The 21,648-nt window shown below is 73.2% G+C and carries 20 protein-coding genes; 10 read left to right on the top strand and 10 right to left on the bottom strand.

The features are described from left to right. Positions 1-19 precede the first annotated feature (19 nt). From ABEB00_RS10385 to ABEB00_RS10370, 4 genes are all read right to left on the bottom strand, one after another. Complete coding sequence (locus tag ABEB00_RS10385) at positions 20-1,099, bottom strand: threonine aldolase family protein (RefSeq protein WP_345618997.1); 1,080 nt, start codon at positions 1,097-1,099, stop codon at positions 20-22. Further along, complete coding sequence (locus tag ABEB00_RS10380; RefSeq protein ID WP_345618965.1) at positions 1,096-1,842, bottom strand: SDR family NAD(P)-dependent oxidoreductase; 747 nt, start codon at positions 1,840-1,842, stop codon at positions 1,096-1,098. Before ABEB00_RS10380 ends, ABEB00_RS10385 begins: the two co-directional genes overlap by 4 nt. A gap of 38 nt (positions 1,843-1,880) precedes the next feature. After that, on the bottom strand, positions 1,881-3,278 hold the full coding sequence (locus ABEB00_RS10375) for a DUF6421 family protein (protein ID WP_345618964.1): 1,398 nt from the start codon (positions 3,276-3,278) through the stop codon (positions 1,881-1,883). 281 nt (positions 3,279-3,559) lie between these two features. Continuing rightward, positions 3,560-4,186 (bottom strand): GNAT family N-acetyltransferase, encoded by a 627-nt coding sequence (locus tag ABEB00_RS10370; RefSeq protein WP_345618962.1) that lies wholly within the window; start codon positions 4,184-4,186, stop codon positions 3,560-3,562. 111 nt (positions 4,187-4,297) lie between these two features. On the opposite strand from ABEB00_RS10370, the gene ABEB00_RS10365 reads away from it, so the two are divergent. After that, entirely contained in the window at positions 4,298-4,690 is a 393-nt protein-coding gene (locus ABEB00_RS10365; RefSeq protein WP_345618960.1) for a VOC family protein, read from the top strand. Between the two features lie 35 nt (positions 4,691-4,725). Here the strand turns inward: ABEB00_RS10365 and ABEB00_RS10360 are convergent, their stop codons facing one another. Continuing rightward, positions 4,726-5,283, bottom strand: coding sequence for a MarR family winged helix-turn-helix transcriptional regulator (locus ABEB00_RS10360; protein WP_345618959.1), 558 nt, complete (start codon positions 5,281-5,283; stop codon positions 4,726-4,728). Beyond that, positions 5,280-6,974, bottom strand: a complete 1,695-nt coding sequence (locus tag ABEB00_RS10355; protein ID WP_345618957.1) for an FUSC family protein — start codon at positions 6,972-6,974, stop codon at positions 5,280-5,282. The genes ABEB00_RS10360 and ABEB00_RS10355 overlap by 4 nt, the downstream gene beginning before the upstream one ends. A 179-nt stretch (positions 6,975-7,153) precedes the next feature. Between ABEB00_RS10355 and ABEB00_RS10350 the strand changes: the two genes are divergently transcribed. From ABEB00_RS10350 to ABEB00_RS10340, 3 genes are all read left to right on the top strand, one after another. Continuing rightward, entirely contained in the window at positions 7,154-7,741 is a 588-nt protein-coding gene (locus ABEB00_RS10350; RefSeq protein WP_345618955.1) for a DUF5134 domain-containing protein, read from the top strand. Between the two features lie 56 nt (positions 7,742-7,797). Next, positions 7,798-8,496 carry a phosphatase PAP2 family protein gene (locus ABEB00_RS10345; protein WP_345618953.1) on the top strand — a complete coding sequence of 233 codons (699 nt, stop codon included), beginning with the start codon at positions 7,798-7,800 and terminating at the stop codon, positions 8,494-8,496. Positions 8,497-8,736: 240 nt separating this feature from the next. Continuing rightward, positions 8,737-9,411, top strand: coding sequence for a TetR/AcrR family transcriptional regulator (locus tag ABEB00_RS10340; RefSeq protein ID WP_345618951.1), 675 nt, complete (start codon positions 8,737-8,739; stop codon positions 9,409-9,411). Here the strand turns inward: ABEB00_RS10340 and ABEB00_RS10335 are convergent. Continuing rightward, complete coding sequence (locus ABEB00_RS10335) at positions 9,399-10,901, bottom strand: LVIVD repeat-containing protein (RefSeq protein ID WP_345618949.1); 1,503 nt, start codon at positions 10,899-10,901, stop codon at positions 9,399-9,401. The genes ABEB00_RS10340 and ABEB00_RS10335 overlap by 13 nt on opposite strands. A gap of 211 nt (positions 10,902-11,112) precedes the next feature. Here ABEB00_RS10335 and ABEB00_RS10330 point away from each other — a divergent pair, with 211 nt between their 5' ends. Next, the gene (locus tag ABEB00_RS10330; RefSeq protein ID WP_345618947.1) at positions 11,113-11,778 is read left to right on the top strand and encodes a DUF305 domain-containing protein; all 666 of its coding nucleotides are present in this window, start codon (positions 11,113-11,115) and stop codon (positions 11,776-11,778) included. Here ABEB00_RS10330 and ABEB00_RS10325 read toward each other — a convergent pair. After that, positions 11,766-12,239 (bottom strand): DUF6214 family protein, encoded by a 474-nt coding sequence (locus ABEB00_RS10325; RefSeq protein WP_345618945.1) that lies wholly within the window; start codon positions 12,237-12,239, stop codon positions 11,766-11,768. The genes ABEB00_RS10330 and ABEB00_RS10325 overlap by 13 nt on opposite strands. Positions 12,240-12,502: 263 nt before the next feature. Between ABEB00_RS10325 and ABEB00_RS10320 the strand changes: the two genes are divergently transcribed. The 5 genes from ABEB00_RS10320 to ABEB00_RS10300 all read left to right on the top strand — a co-directional run bounded on the left by ABEB00_RS10320 (position 12,503) and on the right by ABEB00_RS10300 (position 19,540). After that, entirely contained in the window at positions 12,503-13,867 is a 1,365-nt protein-coding gene (locus tag ABEB00_RS10320) for an FAD-dependent oxidoreductase (RefSeq protein WP_345618944.1), read from the top strand. Positions 13,868-13,990: 123 nt separating this feature from the next. Next, positions 13,991-15,394: a nucleobase:cation symporter-2 family protein gene (locus ABEB00_RS10315; RefSeq protein ID WP_345618943.1), complete on the top strand. Its 1,404-nt coding sequence runs from the start codon at positions 13,991-13,993 to the stop codon at positions 15,392-15,394. Between the two features lie 170 nt (positions 15,395-15,564). Then, complete coding sequence (locus ABEB00_RS10310; protein WP_345618942.1) at positions 15,565-17,511, top strand: CASTOR/POLLUX-related putative ion channel; 1,947 nt, start codon at positions 15,565-15,567, stop codon at positions 17,509-17,511. A 261-nt stretch (positions 17,512-17,772) separates the two neighbouring features. Next, a complete protein-coding gene (locus tag ABEB00_RS10305) occupies positions 17,773-18,768 on the top strand; it encodes a dihydroxyacetone kinase subunit DhaK (RefSeq protein WP_345618941.1) in 996 nt (331 codons plus the stop codon). Positions 18,769-18,811: 43 nt separating this feature from the next. Further along, positions 18,812-19,540 carry a DAK2 domain-containing protein gene (locus ABEB00_RS10300; RefSeq protein ID WP_345618939.1) on the top strand — a complete coding sequence of 243 codons (729 nt, stop codon included), beginning with the start codon at positions 18,812-18,814 and terminating at the stop codon, positions 19,538-19,540. A gap of 42 nt (positions 19,541-19,582) precedes the next feature. Here the strand turns inward: ABEB00_RS10300 and ABEB00_RS10295 are convergent, their stop codons facing one another. Next, positions 19,583-20,338 (bottom strand): HAD family hydrolase, encoded by a 756-nt coding sequence (locus tag ABEB00_RS10295; RefSeq protein ID WP_345618938.1) that lies wholly within the window; start codon positions 20,336-20,338, stop codon positions 19,583-19,585. Between the two features lie 245 nt (positions 20,339-20,583). Next, positions 20,584-21,531 (bottom strand): ScbA/BarX family gamma-butyrolactone biosynthesis protein, encoded by a 948-nt coding sequence (locus ABEB00_RS10290; protein ID WP_345618937.1) that lies wholly within the window; start codon positions 21,529-21,531, stop codon positions 20,584-20,586. Positions 21,532-21,648 lie beyond the last annotated feature (117 nt).

The following is a 21,648-nucleotide window of genomic DNA, read 5'->3' as shown; positions in this document are numbered from 1 at the left end:
CAGACCGCAGCCCGCGCGACTAACGGGCCATCTCCTCCTTGAGCGCGGCGACGAAGGCGTCCACATCGTCCTCGGTGGTGTCGAAGGCGCACATCCAGCGGACGTCACCCGCCGCCTCGTCCCAGAAGTAGAAGCGGAACCGCTTCCGCAGCCGCTCGCTCACCTCGTGCGGCAGCCGGGCGAAGACCGCGTTGGCCTGCACCGGGTGGCGGATCTCCACGCCGTGCACCGCGCGTACGCCCTCGGCCAGGCGCTGGGCCATCTCGTTGCCGTGCCGGGCGTTGCGCAGCCACAGGTCCTTGGCGAGCAGCGCCTCCAGTTGCACCGACACGAACCGCATCTTGCTGGCGAGCTGCATCGACAGCTTGCGCAGGTGCTTCATGTGCCGGACCGCGTCCTGGTTCAGGATGACGACGGCCTCGCCGAACAGGGCGCCGTTCTTCGTGCCGCCGAGCGAGAGGAGATCGACGCCGACCGCGTTGGTGAAGGTGCGCATGGGGACGTCGAGGGAGGCGGCGGCATTGGCTATCCGGGAACCGTCCAGGTGCACCCGCATACCGCGCTCGTGCGCGTGGTCGCAGATCGCCCGGATCTCGTCGGGCGTGTAGAGCGTGCCCAGTTCGGTGCTCTGGGTGATCGAGACGGCCTGGGGCATGGCCCGGTGCTCGTCCTCCCAGCCGTACGCCTGCCGGTCGATCAGTTCGGGGGTGAGCTTGCCGTCGGGAGTGGGCACGGTGAGTAGTTTGAGGCCGCCCACGCGCTCGGGGGCGCCGCCCTCGTCGACGTTGATGTGCGCGCTCTCGGCGCAGATCACCGCGCCCCAGCGGTCGGTGACCGCCTGCAGCGCGACGACGTTGGCGCCGGTGCCGTTGAAGACCGGGAACGCCTCGGCCGTCGACCCGAAGTGGCTGCGGATCACCGCCTGGAGGTTCTGCGTGTAGTCGTCCTCGCCGTACGCGACCTGGTGCCCGCCGTTGGCCAGGGCCAAGGCGGCGAGCACCTCCGGATGGGCGCCGGCGTAGTTGTCGCTGGCGAAGCCGCGGACTTCCGGGTCGTGGTGGCGGCGCGCCTGCGTGAAAGCGGTGCCGGTGGGGTTCACGGCTTCTCGGTCAGCCACAGACGGTTTCCGTTCACTTCCGCGGCGGGCTTCTCCCAGACTCCGGCGACCGCCTCGGCGAGGTCCTTGACGTCCGTGAAGCCCGCGAACTTCGCGTTGGGGCGCTCGGCGCGCATCGCGTCGTGCACCAACGCCTTCACCACCAGGATCGCAGCCGCCGAGGTCGGGCCCTGTTCGCCCCCCGCCTTGCGGAACCAGTCGGCCATGGCGAGGGTCCAGGCCTCGGCGGCGGCCTTGGCGGCGGAGTACGCCGCGTTGCCCGCGGTGGGCCGGGTCGCGCCGGCCGCGCTGATCAGGACGTACCGGCCGCGGTCGCTGCGCTGGAGCGCCTCGTGGAAGGCGAGGGAGGTGTGCTGGACGGTCCGGATCAGCAGCCGCTCCAGCACCTCCCAGTCGTCCAGGTCCGTCTTGGTGAAGGTCTCGCTGCCGCGCCAGCCGCCGACGAGGTGGACCAGACCGTCGACACGGCCGTACTCCTCCTCGATGCCGTCGGCCCAGCGGCGGGCGGAGGCGAGGTCCAGCAGGTCGACGGGCTCGCCGACGACGGTGGCGCCGCCGTGCGCGTAGCGCGCCGCGTCCACGGCCTCGGCGAGCCGCTGCGGGTCGTTGTCGGAGCCGACGACGACGGCGCCGGCCTCGGCCAGCCGCAGCAGCGCGGCCCGGCCGGCGGGTCCGCCCGCTCCGGCCACCGCGATCACCGCACCGTCGAGTGTTCCGTTCCCCATGGTCCTGGCCTCCCCGGTCTCGTCCGCGCGGACGCCGCTCACGCGGCGACCCGCCCGGCGCCGTCCCTGGTGATGCCCCGGGTCGAGGCGATCACTTTCCGCAGTTTCTTGGACAGTGCCTCGTAGAACATGCTCAGCGGAAATTCGTCCGGCAGCACGTCGTCCACGAGTTTGCGCGGGGGCAGGGTCAGGTCGAGGGCGTCGGGGCCCTTGGCCCACTTCGAGCCGGGGTGCGGGGCGAGGTACGACGAGACCAGTTCGTACCCGGCGAACCAGTGCACGAGCTTGGGGCGGTCGATGCCGTCCCGGTAGAGCTTCTCGATCTGCGCGCACAGCTCGTTGGTGACCTGCGGGACACGGTCCCAGTCGAGCGAGAGGCGGTTGTCGGTCCAGCGGACCACGTCGTGCCGGTGCAGGTGGGCGAAGAGGAGCTGGCCGCCGAGACCGTCGTAGTTGCGGACCCGCTCGCCGGTGACCGGGAAGCGGAACATGCGGTCGAAGACCACCGCGACCTGTACGTCACGGGCCTGCTGCACACCCTCGTCCGCGAGTGCGACGGCCTCCCTGAAGGCGGTGAGATCGCAGCGCAGCTCCTCCAGGCCGTACATCCAGAACGGCTGGCGCTGCTTGATCATGAACGGGTCGAAGGGCAGGTCGCCGTGGCTGTGGGTGCGGTCGTGGACCATGTCCCAGAGCACGAACGCCTCCTCGCACCGTTTCTGGTCGTCGACCATCGCGGCCACGTCCGCGGGCAGCTCCAGGCCCAGTACGTCGACGGCGGCGGCGGTCACCCGGCGGAAGCGGGCGGCCTCGCGGTCGCAGAAGATGCCGCCCCAGGAGAAGCGCTCGGGAGCCTCGCGCACGGCGATGGTCTCCGGGAAGAGGACGGCGGAGTTGGTGTCGTAGCCCGAGGTGAAGTCCTCGAAGGTGATGCCGCAGAAGAGCGGGTTGTCGTAGCGGGTGCGTTCCAGCTCGGCCAGCCACTCGGGCCAGACCATGCGCAGGGCGACCGCTTCGAGGTTGCGGTCCGGGTTGCCGTTCTGCGTGTACATCGGGAAGACGACCAGGTGCTCCAGGCCGTCGGCGCGGTGTGCGGCGGGCTGGAAGGCGAGCAGCGAGTCGAGGAAGTCGGGAACCGCGAAGCCGCCGTCGGCCCAGCGGGCGAGGTCGGCGACGAGCGCCTCGTGGTAGGCGCGGTCGTGCGGCAGCAGCGGGGACAGCTCCCGCACGCTCCGCGCCACGCGGCGCACGGCCGCCTCGGCGGCGGCGGGCTCCGGGGCGCCCTCGGCGTCGAAGTCGATCGACCCGTCCTTGGACTGCCAGGGCCGGATCCGCTCCACGGCGTCCTTGAGCACGGACCACGCGGGGTGATTCACCACCCCGCCCTCCGAAGAATCGTTTCTCCCCGAAGCCGCCTGCTCAAGAATTTCCGTCATGTTCCATCCTCCACAGGAGAACCGCGCGTCAGAACACCGTAGAGGTACGAGCTTCCTCCTAGCAAGGGCACCCTCGGGAGATTATCCTGCCGCACCTCAGCTTCACCGAGCTTTTTCCTGCGGGACACCGGGACACCGGGACACCGGGACACCGGGAAGGGGCGCGTCGCCCGGGTGTGAGGAACCGGACCCGCACCTGAGCGGGGACGGCGCCCTCGCCGTCATCCGCAGATCGAGCGCACCGGCCGCTGCGCGGCCGGAGACCCGGCCCGGCGGCGGACTCAGAGCGACGGCTCGGCCGGCGGCTCGACGAGCAGTTCGACCAGCGGCTTGACCAGCGGCTTGACCAGCAGTTCGAAGCGGAGGTCGGCGCGCTGCGGGATGCCGAAGCGCTCGTCCCCGTACGGGAACGGAGTGGTCTCGCCGGTACGGCGGTAGCCGCGGCGCTCGTACCAGGCGATGAGGTCCTCGCGGACGGAGATCACCGTCATGCGCATCTCCGTGGCGCCCCAGACCTCGCGGGCCTGCCGTTCCGCCTCGGCGATGATCCGCTTGCCGAGACCGGCGCCCTGGAGGGCGGGGCGGACCGCGAACATGCCGAAGTAGGCGTGGTCGCCGCGGTGCTCCACCTGGCAGCAGGCGACGATCCGGCCCTCCCGCTCGACCACCAGCAGCTTGCCGTCCGGCGCGTTCACGACCTCCGCCACGCCCTCGGGGTCGGTCCGCTGCCCCTGGAGGATGTCCGCCTCGGTGGTCCACCCGACCCGGCTGGCATCGCCCCGGTACGCCGACTCCACCAGCGCGACCAGCGCGTCGACATCGGCCTCGGTGGCGTCCCGGAAGGCCAGGTCGGCGGTCCCGGCCGCCTTCACGGCGGTGCCGGTGGTCCGGTCGGCGGCGGTCTCCATGGAGCGGATCTCCCCTTCTGTGGTTTCTGCGGTTTCTGCGGTTTCTGCGGCCTCGCCGGTGCGGCGAGGGCGTCGTCGAGCCTAACCCCGCTGCCGTTAGGCTCCGGACGCATGGTGCATGTACTCAGCGGCAGGACCCTGCTCCGCCCCACCGACCCCGACCGGTCCCGCGCCTTCTACGGCGAACAGCTCGGCCTCGCCGTCCAGCGCGAGTTCGGCACCGGCCCGGAACGCGGCACGGTGTACTTCCTCGGCGGCGGCTTCCTGGAGGTCTCCGGCCGCGCCGGGAGCGCGCCGGCCCCGGGCCTCAGGCTCTGGATGCAGGTCGAGGACGTGGCGGCGGCCCATGAGGAGCTGCGGGCCAAGGGCGTGGACATCGCCCGGGAGCCGGTCAGGGAACCGTGGGGACTGGTGGAGATGTGGATCGAGGACCCGGACGGCACGCCGATCGTGCTGGTGGAGGTGCCCGCGGACCATCCGCTGCGCTACCGGCCGGGTATCTGACAGGCACCCGGCAGGCAGGCGTCCGGGCCGCGCTGTCACGCGCGGGGCGCGCTCAGGCGGCCCTCCAACTGGACCAGCAGGCCGCCGAGCAGGGCGGCGAGGTCCTCCCGCTCGGGCGACCGGAGCCCGGAGAGCGCGGCGGCCTCGTAGGCGAGCTGCTCCGGGAGGATGCCGTCGACCAGGTCGCGGCCCGCGTCGGTGAGGCGGACATGGGCGACGCGGCGGTCCCGGGTGTCGCCGCGCCGGTCCACCAGCCCGCGCCCGGAGAGCTGCTTGAGGCGCTTGGTGACGGCGGCGCCCGAGGAGAAGGTCTCGCGGGCCAGCTCCCCGGGCGTCAGCTCGTGACCTGTGCGGCGCAACGCGCCGAGCAGGTCGAACTCGGGGCGGCTGAGCCCGGCCCGGCGCAGCGGCGCGTCCTCGGCCTGCTGGAGGAGAGCGGCGCAGCGGGTGATACGGCCGATGATCTCCATGGGGCCGGTGTCCAGGTCGGGGTGGACGGCCCGCCACTGGCGGACGACCCCGGCGACGGTGTCGCCCCCGGCCACCTCCGTCGCGTCGCCTTGGGTCGCCGAGGGCCGGTCGGTTGCCGTCATGGCCGTACGTCCTCCGTTGTCGTGCCCATGTCTTGATCCTGGTCCGCGTCCGCTGTCCGGCGGCGCACGGTAGCGGCGAGCGTACGGTGTCCCGCCTGCTCGGCGAGCACGACCCTCTCCTGGGGCAGGGACCGCTGCCACCACTCGCCGGCCGCGGCGTCCGCCGTGACCCGAAGGTCGGTCAGGGCGGCGGCGAGGGCGCGCCGGGCGGTGTCCAGGGCGGCGGGGCCTGGAGCGGGCCGGGCCAGCAGGCGGGCGGCGTCCTCGCGGGCGCGGTCCGCGGCGGCGAGGGTCTCCTCGACGCGGGAGGCGGTACGCCGGTTGGTGACGGCGGCCGCGGCCAGGAAGCCGACGACGGCGCCGACGAGGGTGTCCACCACCCGCTCGGTGATCAGCTCGGCGGGGTCCTGGTAGCGGGCGAACTCGCTGATGAGCAGTGCCATCGGGGTGACGCAGACGCTGCCGAGCCAGTAGTTGCGGCTGATGAGCGCCTCGGCGCCGAAGCCGCAGGCGAGGCAGAACACGACGAGGAACGCCTGGTGGAGGTGGGCGACCGGGGCGAGGGCGGCGAACACCAGGACTCCGGCGATGTTGCCGACGACACGCTGGACGGTCCGGCTCCAGGTGAGGGTCAGGTTGGCCTGGTAGAGGGCCGCGGCGGTGACCAGGGCCCAGTAGGGGCGGCCGATACCGAGGGCGAGCGAGGCGTAACCGGCGAGGGCGCAGCCGAGGGCGGTGCGCAGGCCGATGGGGGCGAGCGGGCCGAGGCGCCGCCACAGCGGCCGGGGCCGGGCGGCCAGCTCGGTCTCCAGGCCGAGGAGTTCGTCGTCGCCACCGCCGCCGGGGCCGTTCCCGGTGTGCGGGAGGGGGCCGGTGCCGCGCAGGTCGCGGGCCCAGCCGCGCAGCCGCTCCGGGTCGGCGTCGGCGGGCGCGGCGAGGGCGACTTCGGCGCGGATGACGAGGCGTTCCAGGGCGCGCCGGGTGGTGGCGCGGGCGCCGGTCGCCGGCAGCGACAGCAGGCACTGCCAGGCGGCCTGGACGGCGGCGTAACCGGCGGAGCGGGCCGCGGTGCGGCCCTCGCCGACGCCGCGGGTGGCGGCGTACGCGGCGGCGGCGTTCAGGGCACCGGCGGTGGCGCGGCGTTCGGGGCCGTGCGGGCGCAGGAGGCCGGGGGCCATGCCGACGATCCAGGCCCAGGCGCCCGCGACGAGCGCGAGCCCGAGGTGGCCGGGGACCTGGCCGAGGGTCTGGGGCACGAAGAGGGCGGCGGAGGTGATGAAGGTGAGGACGACGTTGCCCGGGGGGCCGAGCCGGGTGGCGTCGCTCAGCACCTTCTGCGCGGCGGCGAGCAGGGCGCCGACGGCCACCAGGACGACGGCGTCGCGCGTGAGCGACGCGGTGACCAGGGCCACGGCGAGCCCGCCGACCATGCCGAGCACCACCCGGAGCAGGGTGCGGGCGCGGGCGGCGTAGGGGCGGTTGTGGGCGTAGAGCGCGCACATGGACCCGGCCATGGTGTACATCGCCAGGTCGAGGCGGCCGAGGGCCAGGAGGGTGAGGTTGGGGGGTGCGACCGCCGCGACCGAGCTGAGCGCGGGCTTGAACCAGATGTCGGAGGGCCGGCGGGCGCGCAGTACGCCCGCCAGGGGGAGGCGGCGGCTGCTGTGGGGAGTGGGGGGCGCACTGCTCATCCCTATACTTTAACAGGTGTTTTACCTGTAAAACACTGACCTCTCCGAGCAGGAACATCTCGGTGACCAGCGCCGTCGCGTCACGCTCCGCCGAATGCTCCTCTGATACCCCCTTGCGCTCGCGTGCGCGCCACCCGGGCCGGGCATGCCCTGACCGACCGTCCGACGGGGAGGTGCGTGTGCACGGACCGGCGTCGTCCGGCTGGCTGCTGGTCGCGCTGTGCGCGGCGACCGGCGCCTACTGTCTGCTGCGGATGCGCAGCCGGGTCGAGGAGCAGCGCCGCGCGGCGGGCGGCGAGGCGCTCATGGGCTTCGGCATGGCGGCGATGGCCGTGCCCGCAGCCGTCTTCACCCCGCCGGGGTGGATCTGGTCCGGGTACGCCGCGCTGTTCGGCGCGGCCGGGCTGCGGTCCCTGTGGGCCGTCCGCGGCGGCGGGCGCGGCCGTCACCATCTGCACCATCTGGTCGGCGCCGGGGCGATGGTCTACATGTCGCTCGCGATGGCCGCCGCCACCGGCCAGGGCCAGGTCCAGGGCCAGGGGCCCGGTCAGGGTCACGGTCACGGCGGGCCGGGCGTCCCGCTGCTCACCGGCGCCCTGCTGCTCTACTTCACCGGGTACGTGCTGCTGGCGGGCGTGCGCCTGGTGCCGGTGGGGGCGGCCGCGGGCGGTCCCGCGGCCGCCGGGTGGGGCGACCGGCCGGAGCTGGCGCGGGCCTGCCGGCTGTCGATGGGCCTGGCGATGCTGGCGATGCTGCTCGCCATGTGAGCGGCCCCGCCCGGCGGGATTGGCCCGATGAGCGCCGCGTCGGCGAGGATCGCACCATGCAGACCCCGTCCCTCGACTCCCCGCCCCGTCCGCCGCGGTCGCGCACCGTGCTCGGCGCCGCCTGGATCCTGGCGCTCTGCTCGGTGCTGCTGATCTTCCTCGTCGCCGCCGAGTGGCGGCCGCTGACCGCCCTCGACGAGGACATCTCCCGCACCACGCACCGCTGGGCGGTCGCGGAACGGGGCCTGACCCAGACCTTCCGCGTCCTGACCGACTGGGTGTGGGACCCGTGGACGATGCGCCTGCTGTGCGCCGCGGTGGCGGTGTGGCTGGGGGTGCGGTACAGCGCCTGGTGGACGGCCGGGTGGCTGGCGGTGGTGTGCGTGCTGGGCTCACTGGTGCAGCAGGGGCTGAAGAGCGCGGTGGGCCGCGCCCGCCCGGTCTGGCCCGACCCGGTGGACAGCGCCCACTACGCGGCCTTCCCGTCGGGCCACGCCATGACCGCGACCCTCGTCTCGGGACTGCTGCTGTGGCTTCTGTACGGCTACGGCGCGCCGTACGCCGCCCGCCTGACCGCCTGGATCCTGGCCGCGGTCTCCGTGGTCGGCGTCGGCGTCACCCGGATCTGGCTGGGCGTCCACTGGCCCACCGACGTCGTCGGCGGCTGGCTGCTGGGCGCGCTGACGGTCTCGCTGGCGGTACTCGCCCACCGGCGATGGCGGCCGGGGCCCCCGCCGACGGCCGCCGCCTCGTGAAGAGGCCGCCCGGACACCCCTGGGCGGACGCCGGTGCCGGCTCGTGTGGTGGCCCGCGAGCGAGCAGGGAGCGGTCGCCTTACCCATAGCCTCAGGCAACCATCGCACGGAAAAGCCGTCCGTATCGGACGATCCCCCGCGTCGCCCGATACGGACGGCAGCCGGACCGTGCCCATGGAGGGGCGGTCCGGACGTACTGAGTATAGTTGGCTGGCAGCCAGTCAACCCAGGAGTTACAGGATGCCGCCACGAAGCGCCTCGGTCAATGAAGAGTTGCGCCGGCGTTCGCAGGAGCGGCTGCTGCAGGCGGCCGTGGAGCTGGTCGGCGAGCGGGGTTACGAGGCGACGACGCTCGGGGACATCGCCGACCGGGCGGGCTCCGCCCGCGGGCTCGTGTCGTACTACTTCCCCGGCAAGCGTCAGCTCGTGCAGTCCGCCGTGCACCGGCTGATGCACCGGACGCTGGAGGAGGCACTGGAGCGCGAGCCGCGGACCGCGGACGGGCGGGAGCGGACGGCGCGGGCGATCGACGCGATCCTCGGACTCGCCCGGGACCGGCCGTTGCTGATGCGCCAGCACATGGCGAGCCTGCTCCAGGCCGAGGGCTTCCTGCCGTGTCCGGAGCAGCGGCGGCTGGCCGAACTGCTGCGGGACACCGTCGCCCGGCACGGCTCGCGGGACGTCGACCGCGACTACCCGGTGCTGCGGGCCCTGCTCATGGGCGCCGTCTACGCCGCCCTGATGCCCGGGGCGCCGATGCCGGTGCCGGTGCTGCGCGGCGAACTGTTCCGGCGCTACGGACTGGAGTGGGACATGGGCGCCCCGCCGGACGCCGAGGCGCCCGGCGGGAAGTGCGACCCGGACCTGTCGCGGTTCTTCGCGACCGAACCCGCGCCGCGGGATCAGTCGAAGTAGTCCGGCTGCGTCTGGACGTTCAGCTCGTCCACCCGGACCCGCTTGGCCGGGTCGGTGCGCCGGTCGCTGAGCTTCAGCACGTCGAAGCCCTTGGTGATGTCGTTGGAGTAGATGTAGCCGTTGTAGTAGTACGCCGACCAGGAGCCGCCGGTGACCATCGTCTCGGTGGACAGCGGGCCTCGCTCGAAGTAGGCGATCTCCTTCGGACGGGAGGAGTGGGTGAAGTCCCAGACGGAGATGCCGCCCTGGTACCACGCCTGGACCATGAGGTCCTTGCCCTTGACCGGGATCAGCGAGCCGTTGTGGGCGACGCAGTTCTCCGTGTCGGCCTGGTGGCGCGGGATCTTGAAGTAGCCGCGGAAGACCAGCTCGCGCCTGTCGCCCTTGCCGACGATGTCGTAGATGCCGTCGGCGCCGCGGTTCGGGCCGACCGTCGCGTTGCAGGTGGCCGCGCCGCCGCCGCCCAACTCGTCGGTGAAGACGACCTTGTCCGCCGTCTGGTTGAAGGTCGCCGAGTGCCAGAACGAGAAGTTCACGTTGTCCTGCACGCGGTCGATGACCTTCGGGTGCTCCGGGTCCTTGAGGGAGAAGAGCAGGCCGTCGCCCATGCAGGCGCCCGCCGCCAGGTCCTCGGAGGGCAGCACGGTGATGTCGTGGCAGCCGGTGGTCTTGGACACGCCGGGGTTGGTCGGTCCGCCCGGGTTGCCGCCGCCGTCCGGGCCCTCACCGGGGAACAGCACCGGGAAGCCCACGAGGGCCGCCTTCTCGGGCGCGTGGCGCGGCACCTTGATGACCGAGATGCCGTCGTGCGGCGGCTGGCAGTCGGGGTAGGTGGCGCTCGGCGAGTACGAGGAGACGTAGATGTACACGTTGCGGCGCTCGGGCACCAGCGTGTGGGTGTGCGAACCGCAGGCCGTCTCGACGGCGGCGACGTACTTCGGGTTCCGCTTGTCGCTGATGTCGAAGACCTTCATGCCCTCCCAGGAGGACTTCTCGGTCGCCGGCTGGGTGGTGCTCTGGCAACTGTCGTCGCTGCGCGAGGAGTCGGTCGACAGGAACAGCAGGTCGCCGGAGACGGAGATGTCGTTCTGCGATCCGGGGCACAGCACCTGGGCGACCGTCTTCGGCGCCCGGGGGTTGCTCAGGTCGAAGACGCGGAATCCGTCGTAGTTGCCGGCGAAGGCGTACTTCCCCTGGAAGGCCAGGTCGGAGTTGGTGCCCGGGAGCGCGTCCTTGGGGATGTTGGCGAGGTGCTCGATGTTGTCGGAGTGGACGATCTCGTCCTGGCCGGGTATCTCGCCGTCCGCTATCGCGTCGCGCACCTCGGCCCGGGCGCCCTCGGAGACCTTCTGGGTCGCGGTCGGGGCGTCCCCGGGGTCTGGGGTCGCCGTCGCCGGCCCGGCGGTGAGCAGCGCCGCCAGGAGACCGGCCGCGGCCGCGGCGACTCCCAGGCGGCTGCGCCGGGTTCTCGGGTCGTTCAACAGGGTCACTGCTTCCTCCCTCGGTTCCGTTCGCGTGGGAACGGTTCACACACCCCCGCAGTATTGTCTTCGCCATGCACATACCAACAGGGGGGCAACAGAGCCGTAATGAAGTTTTCTGATCACGGGTGTGCGGGGGCGTGCTAGGACGGACATGAAGCCCACCAGGTGTCGCCCCGCTCGCCCCGCGAGGGGGCACCCCACGCCCCAGGAGGTCGTTGTGCTCTTCCGTCCCGCGTCCCGCGCCTCGCTCGTCACGGCCTCGCTCGCCGCCCTGGCCGTGTTCGGGCTCGGGGCCTGCGACTCCGGCCCGCGGGAGGAGACGAAGGCGGCCGGGTCACCGGGCCCCTCGGTGATCGCGCCGGGCGCTCCGGGCGAGGCGAACCGCACGCTCTCCGCCCAGGACGCCGAGGAGCAGCGCGCCGACGACGACTCCCCCAACTCCGCGGACCTCGCGTACGCGCGGATGATGATCCGGCACCACGCCCAGGCGCTGCGGATGACCGGACTCGTCCCCGACCGCGCCGAGTCGGCCCGGGTCGAGGCGCTGGCGGAGCGGATCGCCGCCGCGCAGGGGCCGGAGATCGCCGCGATGCGGGGCTGGCTGAAGACGCAGGGCAGGCCGGAGCGGGAGCCGGGTGGCGGGCACGACCACGCCACGATGCCCGGGATGGCGACCGAGGCACAGTTGAAGAAGTTGCGCGCGGCCCGGGGGAAGGCGTTCGACCGGCTCTTCCTGACCCTGATGATCACCCATCACGAGGGGGCGATCACGATGGCCACGGACGTGAAGGGGCAGGGCAACAACATCCGCGTCGAGGAGATGGCCGACGACGTGGTCGCCCAGCAGACGAGCGAGATCACGCGGATGCGTCAGATGCTCTGACCCGGTGCGCGGCGCGCGCGGCGCGGGGCGAGCAGGCCCGCGTCGCGGGCCAGCCCGATCAGCCGGAGCGACCTGCGGCGGCCGTGCCCGGTCGCGCCCATCACCGCGAGGACCGGGTCGGCGCCCCGCTCCTGGGCGGCCCGGTACTCCTGCGCGACGCGCCGCTGCCCCTCCCTGCCGGGCGGCCAGGCGGGCCGGGCGTGCCGCAGTACGGACGGCCCGCCGTCCCGCTCGCCCAGACCGCACGCCTGGGCGAGCGGCCCCTCGATCCAGTCGCCGAGCGCGCTCAGGTCGTCCAGCGAGAGCGCGGGCTGCGCGCGGACGTCCTCCAGGCAGACCCGGTCCCGCGACACCACCGCGAGCGCGTCGACCCGGGCACCGTCGGCGAACGCCAGGCGGACGTCGTACCAGGAGGTGGTGAAGTCGCCCTCCCGCACGTCCCAGGCGTGCCGCACGGACATCTCGCCCTCGTCGGGACAGCGGTCGGAAAGCCGGAGTGAACGATGAGCGAAGGATGCTTCGAGCACACCCGGAACCCAACCGCATGATCACACTCCATACGAACGGAACACGCGTCGAGGACCCGTGCGGCACCCTGTCAGCGGACCCGGAGCGGTGCCATGCTGAAGGCCCCGGCACCCCACGCCGAGGAAGTCCGCCCGCCGCACCGAAGGGGTCCGCGCTCCCGCCGAAGAAGTCTCCGCCCCCGCTGAAGGAGTCCGCCGTGCTGCGTGTCGCCGTCGTCGGCTCGGGGCCGAGCGGTTGCTACACCGCCCAGAGCCTCGTCCGGTTCGCCGAACAGGCGCGCGTCGACGTCCTGGACCGCCTGCCGTGCCCGTACGGCCTGGTGCGGTACGGGGTGGCACCGGACCACGAGAAGATCAAGTCGCTGCAGGACACTCTGCGACCGGTGCTGGAGCACGAGCGGGTGCGCTTCCTCGGCGGCGTCCCGGTCGGGCCCGGCGGGGTGCCCGCCGCCCGGCTGCGGGAGCTGTACCACGCGGTCGTGTACTGCGTCGGCGCCGCCACCGACCGGCGGCTGGGCGTACCGGGCGAGGACCTGCCGGGGAGCTGGTCGGCGACGGAGTTCGTGTCCTGGTACAGCGCCCATCCGGACGCGGTCGACGGCGGGTACGTGCGCGGCGCCCGGTCGGTGGTCGTGATCGGCGTGGGCAACGTCGCCGTGGACGTGGCCCGGATGCTGGCGCGCCGCCCGGCCGAACTGAGCGGTACCGACGTCCCGCAGGCGGCGCTGGAGGCACTGGCCGCCGGCCGGGTGGCCGACATCCACGTGGTCGGCCGGCGCGGCCCGTCCCAGGCCCGGTTCACCACCAAGGAACTGCGGGAGCTGGGCTCCCTGCCGGACACCGACGTCCTGGTGGACCCGGCCGAGGCCGCGCTGGACCCCGGTTACCTGGACCCCTCCGCACTGCCCGGACCGCAGCGGCGGAACGTGGAGGTGATGCGCGGGTGGGCCGAGGCGGCGGTGTCACCGACAGCTCCGGAGGCGGCGGAGGCGGCGCGCAGGATCCGGCTCCGTTTCTTCCTGCGGCCCGTCGAGGTGCTCGCCCGCGCGGGGCGGGTGGGCGCGGTGCGCTTCGAGCGGACGGCGCCGGACGGGCACGGCGGGGTGCGCGGTACCGGGCGGTACGAGGAGATCGAGGCGCAGTCGGTACTGCGGTCGGTGGGTTATCGCGGCGTACCGCTCAAGGGGCTGCCGTTCGACGCGGCGAACGGCACGGTCCCCCATCTGGCGGGGCGCGTCACCCGCGAGGGCCTCGTCGTGCCCGGTGTGTACGTGGCGGGCTGGATCAAGCGCGGACCCACGGGCGTCATCGGCTCCAACCGCCCCTGCGCGAAGGAGACCGTGGCGTCGCTGCTCTCGGACACCGCCGTGCTCCTCGACCGGGACCTGCCCGGCGACCCGCTGGCCGCGCTGCGCGCCGAGGGTGTCGAGCCGGTCGAGTGGACGGGCTGGCAGGCGATCGAACGGGCCGAGGCGGCGCTGGGCGCCACGCTCGGGCGGCGGGTGGTGAAGCTGCCCGACTGGGAGTCACTGCTGGCGGCGGTGCGGGCGGGCGGCCGGTAGGCGGACGGGCGGTGCCCGTGGGCCGTATACAAGGCAGCAACACGCCGGAAATCAACAAACTGTTCAAGGCTCCTACGGTCACTGGCTGTTCGGATGTTTTCCACCCGCAGCCCAGGAGCGCCCATGGCCTCGACCTCCCCCGTGCACCCCGTGCACCCCGTGCACCCCGTGGACGAGGTGCCACCCGTACGGCAGTTGGCCGCCTTCGGCCTCCAGCACGTGCTCGCGATGTACGCCGGCGCGGTGGCCGTCCCGCTGATCGTGGGCGGTGCGATGAAGCTGTCGCCCGCGGACCTGGCGTATCTGATCACCGCCGATCTGCTGGTGTGCGGCATAGCCACCCTCATCCAGTGCGTCGGCTTCTGGCGCTTCGGCGTGCGGCTGCCGATCATGCAGGGCTGCACGTTCGCCGCGGTGTCGCCGATGGTGCTCATCGGGACGACCGGCGGCGGCCTGCCCGCGATCTACGGGGCGGTGATCGTCGCGGGGCTGGCGATCATGCTGCTCGCGCCGGTCTTCGGCAGGCTGCTGCGGTTCTTCCCGCCGCTGGTGACGGGCACGGTGATCCTGATCATCGGCGTCTCGCTGATGCCGGTGGCGGGCAACTGGGTCGCCGGCGGTTCGGGCGCGGCGGACTTCGGCGAGCCGAAGAACCTGGCGCTGGCGGCCTTCGTCCTGGTGGTGGTGGTCGGCGTGCAGCGGTTCGGGCCGGCCTTCGTCAGCCGGATCGCGGTGCTGATCGGCATCGTCGCCGGACTGGTGGTCGCGGTGCCGTTCGGATTCACCGACTTCGGCGGGGTCGCGGACGCCGACTGGGTCGGGATCAGCACCCCGTTCCACTTCGGGGCGCCGACGTTCGAGGTGTCGGCGATCGTGTCGATGCTGGTGGTGGCACTGGTCTGCATGACCGAGACGACGGGTGACTTCATCGCGGTCGGTGAGCTGACCGGCCGCCGGACGGAGCCGGGGTCGTTGGCGGACGGGCTGCGCGCGGACGGCCTCTCCACCGTGCTGGGCGGCGTCTTCAACACCTTCCCCTACACGGCGTACGCGCAGAACGTCGGCCTCGTCGGCATGACCCGGGTGCGCAGCCGCTGGGTGGTCGCCGCGGCGGGCGGCCTGCTGGTGCTGCTCGGGCTGCTCCCCAAGCTGGGCGCGGTGGTGGCGGCGGTCCCCGCGCCGGTACTGGGCGGTGCGGGTCTGGTGATGTTCGGGACGGTCGCGGCGAGCGGCCTGCGCACCCTGGCCGAGGTCGACTTCAAGGACAACCACAACCTCACGGTGGTGGCCGTGTCGGTGGCCGTGGGCGTACTGCCGGTGGGCGTGCCGACGGTCTACGACAAGTTCCCGGACTGGTTCCAGACGGTGATGCACAGCGGCATCAGCGCGGGGTGCCTGACGGCGATCGCGCTGAACCTCCTCTTCAACCACCTGCCCGGTCGGACAGGTTCGGCGGCGGGCGACGCGGACACGGGGCCGGGCGTCCCGGTGGCCGGGAGTGAGGCGCGCGACTTCTCGAAAGGGTGAACCGCGGTGGACTCCGCCCGCCGCGAGTGCCGGTGAAACACACTGCAGACCCGGTACGTCCGCCTCCGGGCCCGGAGGCGGTGCCGGAAGCACACCTGCGTGCACACCGGCATGAGGGCGGCCCGGCCCGCCAGGCACTGGGGGGACGGAGGGGCGGAGGGACGGGCGGGATGGGACGGCAGCGCGATCCACGCGGTGGGGCCGGCGGGACCGGCGGGCTCAGGAAGCTCGGTGAACGGACCCGCTACTGGTTCGACAGCACGCTGGCCCGCGGGGCCTCCGCGCTGGTCGGCTGGCTGGCCCTGTTGTGCCTGGTCGTCGTCGTGCCGGTGAGCGCCGTGCTGGTGTGGACCGACCCGGAGGTTCCGGCGTCCGCGCCGGACAGGCTGGCGGAGGTCTGGCGCCTCACCGGCGAGACCCTGCGGCTGGGCGGGGTGACGGGCACTCCGCTGCGGATGGTGATGTCGGTGCTGCTCGCGCTGATCGCCCTGCTGTACGTCTCCCTCCTCGTCGGCCTGGTCACGGCCGCGCTCACCGAACGGCTCACCGCCCTGCGGCGAGGCCGGTCCACCGTGCTGGAGCGCGGGCACGCGGTGGTGCTTGGCTGGTCGGAACAGGTCTTCACGGTGGTGGGTGAGCTGGTGGCCGCCAACGCCAACCAGCGGCGGGCGGTGGTGGTCGTGCTGGCCGACCGGGACAAGACCGCCATGGAGGAGGCGCTCGGCGCCCGGGTGGGGCCGGTCGGCCGTACCCGGCTGATCTGCCGCAGCGGCCCCACCACCGACCCGGCCGTGCTCTCCCTGACTAACCCCGGAGCGGCCGGCGCGGTCCTGGTGCTGCCCCACGACGAGCCGGACGCCGACGCCGAGGTCGTCAAGACGCTGCTGGCTCTGCGGGCCGCGCTGCCCCGGCGGGGGGACGGCCCGGGGGCCCGTCCTTCCGTGGTCGCCGCGGTCCGCGACGACCGGTTCCACCTGGCCGCCTCGCTGGCCGCGGGGCCGGGTGGCGTCGTCCTGGAGAGCGACACGATCACCGCCCGGATGCTCGTCCAGGTGGCCCGCCGTCCCGGACTCTCCCTCGTCCACCGGGAGTTGCTCGACTTCGCCGGCGACGAGTTCTACCTGGTCGCGGAACCCGCGCTGGCGGGCCGCCCGTTCGGCGAGGCGCTGCTGTCCTACGCCACGTCGAGCGTCGTCGGGCTGATGCGCGGGCAGACACTCCTGCTCGCTCCCCCGCCGGACACCCCGGTCCGGGCGGACGACAGGATTCTCGTCATCTCCGGCGACGACGACACCGTCCGGCTGGAGGACTGTGCCGAGTCGGTCGAGCCGGCCGCCATGGCGCCCGAGCGGCCGGCGTCCGCCCGGCCGGAACGGGTGCTGCTGCTGGGCTGGAACCGCCGCGCGCCGCTCATGATCGACCAGTTGCGGCGCTGCGTGCTGGCCGGGTCGGCCGTCGACGTGGTGACGGCGGACGGCGGACGGACCGTGCACCAGGTCGATCACGCCGACGCGCAGGCCGGTACCGGGCTGGCCTTCACCCTGCACCGGGGAGACGTCACCCGCCCGGAGGTCCTGCGTCGCCTGGACATCGGCTCCTACGACAGTGTCATCGTGCTCGGCCGGGACCCCGTGCCCGACGACCCCGCCGACGAGCCGGACAATCACACACTGGTCACCCTGCTGCTGCTCCAGCAGGCGGAGGAGACCACCGGACGCGAACTGCCCGTGGTCACCGAACTGACCGACGACCGCAACCGGGTACTGGCACCGATCAGCCCCGGCGCCGACGTGATCATCAGCGGCAAGATCATCGGCCTGCTGATGGCGCAGATCTCCCAGAACCGGCACTTGACGGGCGTGTTCGAGGAACTGTTCCAGGCCGAGGGGAACGGAATCCACCTGCGGCCGGCCGCCGACTACGTCCGGCTGGACCACGAGACCCCGTTCGCCACGGTGGTGGCCGCGGCACGCCGCCGGGGCGAGTGCGCGATCGGCTACCGGGACCACCGCACAGCGCGGCAGGGTCCGGGCTACGGCCTGCGCGTCAACCCGCCCAAGACCGAGCGGCGGCGCTGGACCGGCCGTGACGAAGTGGTCGTGATCGGCAAGAACTGAGGCCTGTACCCGTCCCGCCGCGCCTGCCACCCCTGCTCGCTCCGCGAGCCGCCCGGCCACGCGGTGACGCGCCGGCCGACTTGCCGTCCGGCGCCGGCGGCCGCACGATGTCCGGAAGAAGTAAAGAAGGGCAGGGTGAGAGCCTCCGCGTGGATTGTCCGGGAGTGGTGTCCGCCTGATCGAGATCGATCCGTACTCGCCCCGCCGGCCGTGCCGCCGCGGCCGGTCCCGGTGAGACGGTCGAGGTCCGGGAGGCCAGTCATGGTGTACTTCGCGAATTCCGCCGACAGCCTGGTGCCCGACGCCCTGGCAGGTTTCGCCTTCGTACACGCGGACCTGGTCGTCCACGACGAGGCGGGTGGCTTCCTGCGCGCGCGGCACCCGGCGCCCAACCGCCGGGTGGGCATCGTCTCGGGCGGTGGGTCGGGACACGAACCCCTGCACATCGGTTTCACCGGTACGGGCATGCTGGACGCGGTCTGCCCGGGCCGCCTGATGGCCTCGCCGCACAACCGCCAGGTGTTCGAGGCGTCCCGCGCGGTGGCACGCGCCGACGGGGTGCTCCACCTGGTGAAGAACTACACCGGCGACCGGATCAACTTCGGCATCGCCGCCGAGCGGCTGGCCCACGAGGGCATCGACTGCGCCCGGGTGCTGATCGACGACGACCTCGCGTCGGAGTCCGCGGAGTCGGCCACCGGCCGCCGGGGCACGGGGGCCGCCGTACTGGTGGAGAAGGTGCTCGGGGCCGCCGCCGACACCGGGCTGGGACTACGGGAACTGACCTCCCTCGGTACCGAACTGGCCGGCCGCAGCCGCAGTCTGGCCGTCGCCTCGGCCGCCCACACCTCCCCGGCCACGGGCCGGGCCGCGTTCGCGCTCCGTGCGGGTGAACTGGAGTACGGCGTAGGCATCCACGGCGAGCGGGCCCGCCGGACGGTGCCCCGGACCCCGCTGGACGACCTGGTCACGGAGATGACACGGTCCCTCCTGGCCGCGCTGGGCGCCGCTCGCGGCGAGTCCCTGATCGCCATGGTCAACGGGCTGGGCGCGGCGACCCGGCTGGAGCTGTACGCCGTGGCGGGCGCACTCGTCCGTCATCTGGAGCGGGAGGTCCTGGTGCCGGAACGGGTACTCGTCGGGGATTTCGTGACCGCTCTGGACATGCACGGTTTCTCGCTGACGCTGATGCGGGCGGACACCGAGACGGTCAAGTGGTTCGACGCGCCGGCCCGCACGCCGGCCTGGCCGCGCTGAACCGCCGGATCATGCTGATCGGAGAGCGGCAGGAGGTGGCACCATGCTGGAACAGGACACGCAGGCGACCGTCACCGCGGTGACCGGAGCGGCCTTCACCGAGGGCTGGATGCGCCGCTGGGGTGCCTCGGCGCGGGCCACCGAGGCCCAGCTCACCTCGCTGGACCAGCGGGTCGGGGACGGGGACTTCGGGACGAATCTGCGAGCCGGTCTGGTCGCGGCCGTGGCCGCTCTGGACGCGTCGGCCGGCACCGGGGCGCCGCGCACCGGACCGTCCGCTGCCGCGGGCGGGCCGCTGCGGTGTGCCGCCACCGCGTTCCTGGACGGGGTCGGCGGCACCAGCGGCCCCCTGTTCGGGCTGCTGCTGGAGGAGGTCGCCCTGGCCGCCGTCGGCCCGGTTCTCGACACGCCCACGCTGCGGGCCGGCTTCTGCCGCGGGCTGGCCGCCATCCAGCGGGTCGGTGAGGCGCGGCCGGGTGACAAGACCCTGGTGGACGCCTTGTGGCCGGCGTGCGAGGCGCTGCGCGCCTGTCCCGACACGGCCTGCCGGGAGGCGGCTCTCGCCGAGGCGGCGCGCGCCGCGCGGAAGGGAGTGCGCGGCACGGCCCGGCTGCGCGCGCGCCGGGGACGGGCCAGCTACCTCGGTGAACGCGCCGAAGGCGTCGCGGACCCGGGTGCGGTGGGCGTCTGGTTGCTGTTCGCCTCCGCCGGCGGCGTGGTCACCGATGTGGCGCCGCTGCTGACGCACATACCCTCCGCCACGTCCGGCTGAGTCGCCCGCACCGGTGCGGGTCGGATCCCGCACCGGTGCGGTTCAGCGTGCGACGGCCGCGGTGCCGTTACCGCCGGGAGGAGGAACCGCGGCGCGGCGCGGCACCGTGGCCGCCGAACAGTCCCGGTCCTGTTCGGCGGCCCGGCCGCCGGTCCGCGGAGCGGCGAGCGTCTCCACCCACAGGTCGGCGAGGCCCGCGGTGTCCTTGCCGGGCCACGGACCGACGCCGAGCACCCGCATCCCGGCGCGGACCGCGGCGAGGATGCCGCAGTGGGTGTCCTCGACGGCCAGTGTGTCGGCCGGGTCGGTGCCGCAGTGCCCGGCGGCCGCGAGGTAGACGTCCGGATCGGGCTTCGGCCGGATCTTCTCGTCCGGCACCACCACGGCACGGAAGTGGTGCAGCAGTCCGGCGGTGTCCAGGCTGGCCTCGACCACCTCACGGGGGCAGTTGCTGGCGACGGCCAGCGGTCCGTACGCGGCCGCGGCCTCCACCATCTCGCGGGCGCCGGGCATGGTCAGCGGGCGGTCGCTGACGAGGGCGCCGAAGTGGCGCAGGAGTCGGGCGGCGAGGTCCGCGCCCAGCTCCGGCCGGCCGGCCTCGTCCGCCATGAGCCGGCCGCACGCGCTGTAGTGCAGGCCCTTGGCCCGTTCGGCGAAGTCCGCCGGGAGTTCGAGCCCCACGTCGTCGAGGACGCGCTGACGCGCCTCGACCCAGTGGCATTCGGTGTTCATGAGCGTGCCGTCGCAGTCGAAGACTACGGCCGCGGGGGTCCAGAACAGGAGGTGGTGAAGCGCCATCAGTGTCCTTTTCGGTCGGGGGTGAACCACGCCCGTCGCGCATCGGGTCCGGTCGCCGCGTCACGCACGGGGCGTGCAGGCGGGCATCGGGGATCCGGCGGAGCGACCGAGGGGCGGGGGTGAAACGGGGGGAGTCGAGCGGTGCCGTCCAGCCATGGACGGCGGTAACCCATAGGCCGCTTTCGGGAACATAACGATCGTTACGCTAAGGCCATTACTCAGAGGAGTCAACGGAATGCAAGGAGTTACACACGGTCGAGTGAGTGATAACGCAACACACCGAACGCACCACATTCCCCGCCCTGTTCGAACCGGAAGACGGACGTGCGATGGTGCGGCACGCAGACCACCCGCGCGGCCGGCGCGTACTCCGTGAACCGCGGCACCGCCAGCCGGGCACCGGTCAGCCGCAGCAGCTCACCGCCGCTCACCAGCGCGGTGGCCTGCCGCGCGGCCTCCAGGAGCACCGTCCCCGGCACGTGGTCACTGGCGTGGTCGAAGAAGAACGGGTGGTGGTGGTCGGCCGGGTCCACCCTCGCCTCCCGGCCGCCCCCGCCCTCCGGGCCGACGACCGCGATCAGCACGTCCCGGGGGTGGGCGACGCCCAGCACCGACGGGTCGGGGCGGAGCGCCCCGGCCCGCGGGCACGGCGGCGGGGAGTCGGCCGAGGGGCCGCGCACCGCGGCGTAGCGGCCGGGCGAGAGGAACCGCGCGCTTCCCCCCGCGCCGGCGAACACCACTCCCCCGGCCGAGTACTCCGCCCGCAGCCGGACCCCGGTGACGGCGTCGTCCGGCGAGGTGTACAGGCGGGTGATCCGTACCCGGCAGGTGACGTCGGTGGCGCCGCCGCGGACCCGGGGCTGCAGCCGGCTCAGGACGCCGAAGTGGAGGTCGCCGATGAGCATGCGGGTGTCCGCCGCGACACCCAGGTGCCGCAGCGCGATGTATATGCCGAGCTGGCGCAGCGTCTCCACCACCATCAGCGGATCGTGCACGGCCGGACCGCCGACCGGGAACGTCGGATGCGAGCGCGGCCAGCACGCGGCCGCCACGAACCGTCGCTCGGCGACGCGCACCACGTCGGTGAGCAGAACCTCCGCCACGGAAACCCGGTGCACCAGTTCCCGCGGTACCGTGCGCGACCAGCTCAGTACGCGCGGCCGTACCACCGCGGCACCGATCGGAGTGTTCATCACCCCAGCAGAACGCAGCTCCGCGCGTTCCGCACACCGGCTCGACGTCCCGGCCGGGCTCAGGCGATACATTGCCGAACAGCACGTAGGACGGCGTCGGGTCGAGGAAAGTTGCGA

This window comes from Streptomyces ziwulingensis (assembly GCF_039542605.1).
Taxonomy (GTDB): Bacteria; Actinomycetota; Actinomycetes; order Streptomycetales; family Streptomycetaceae; genus Streptomyces; species Streptomyces ziwulingensis.
The sequence above is the reverse complement of the archived record's forward strand: the minus strand, read 5'-3'. Positions and strand labels throughout refer to the sequence as shown.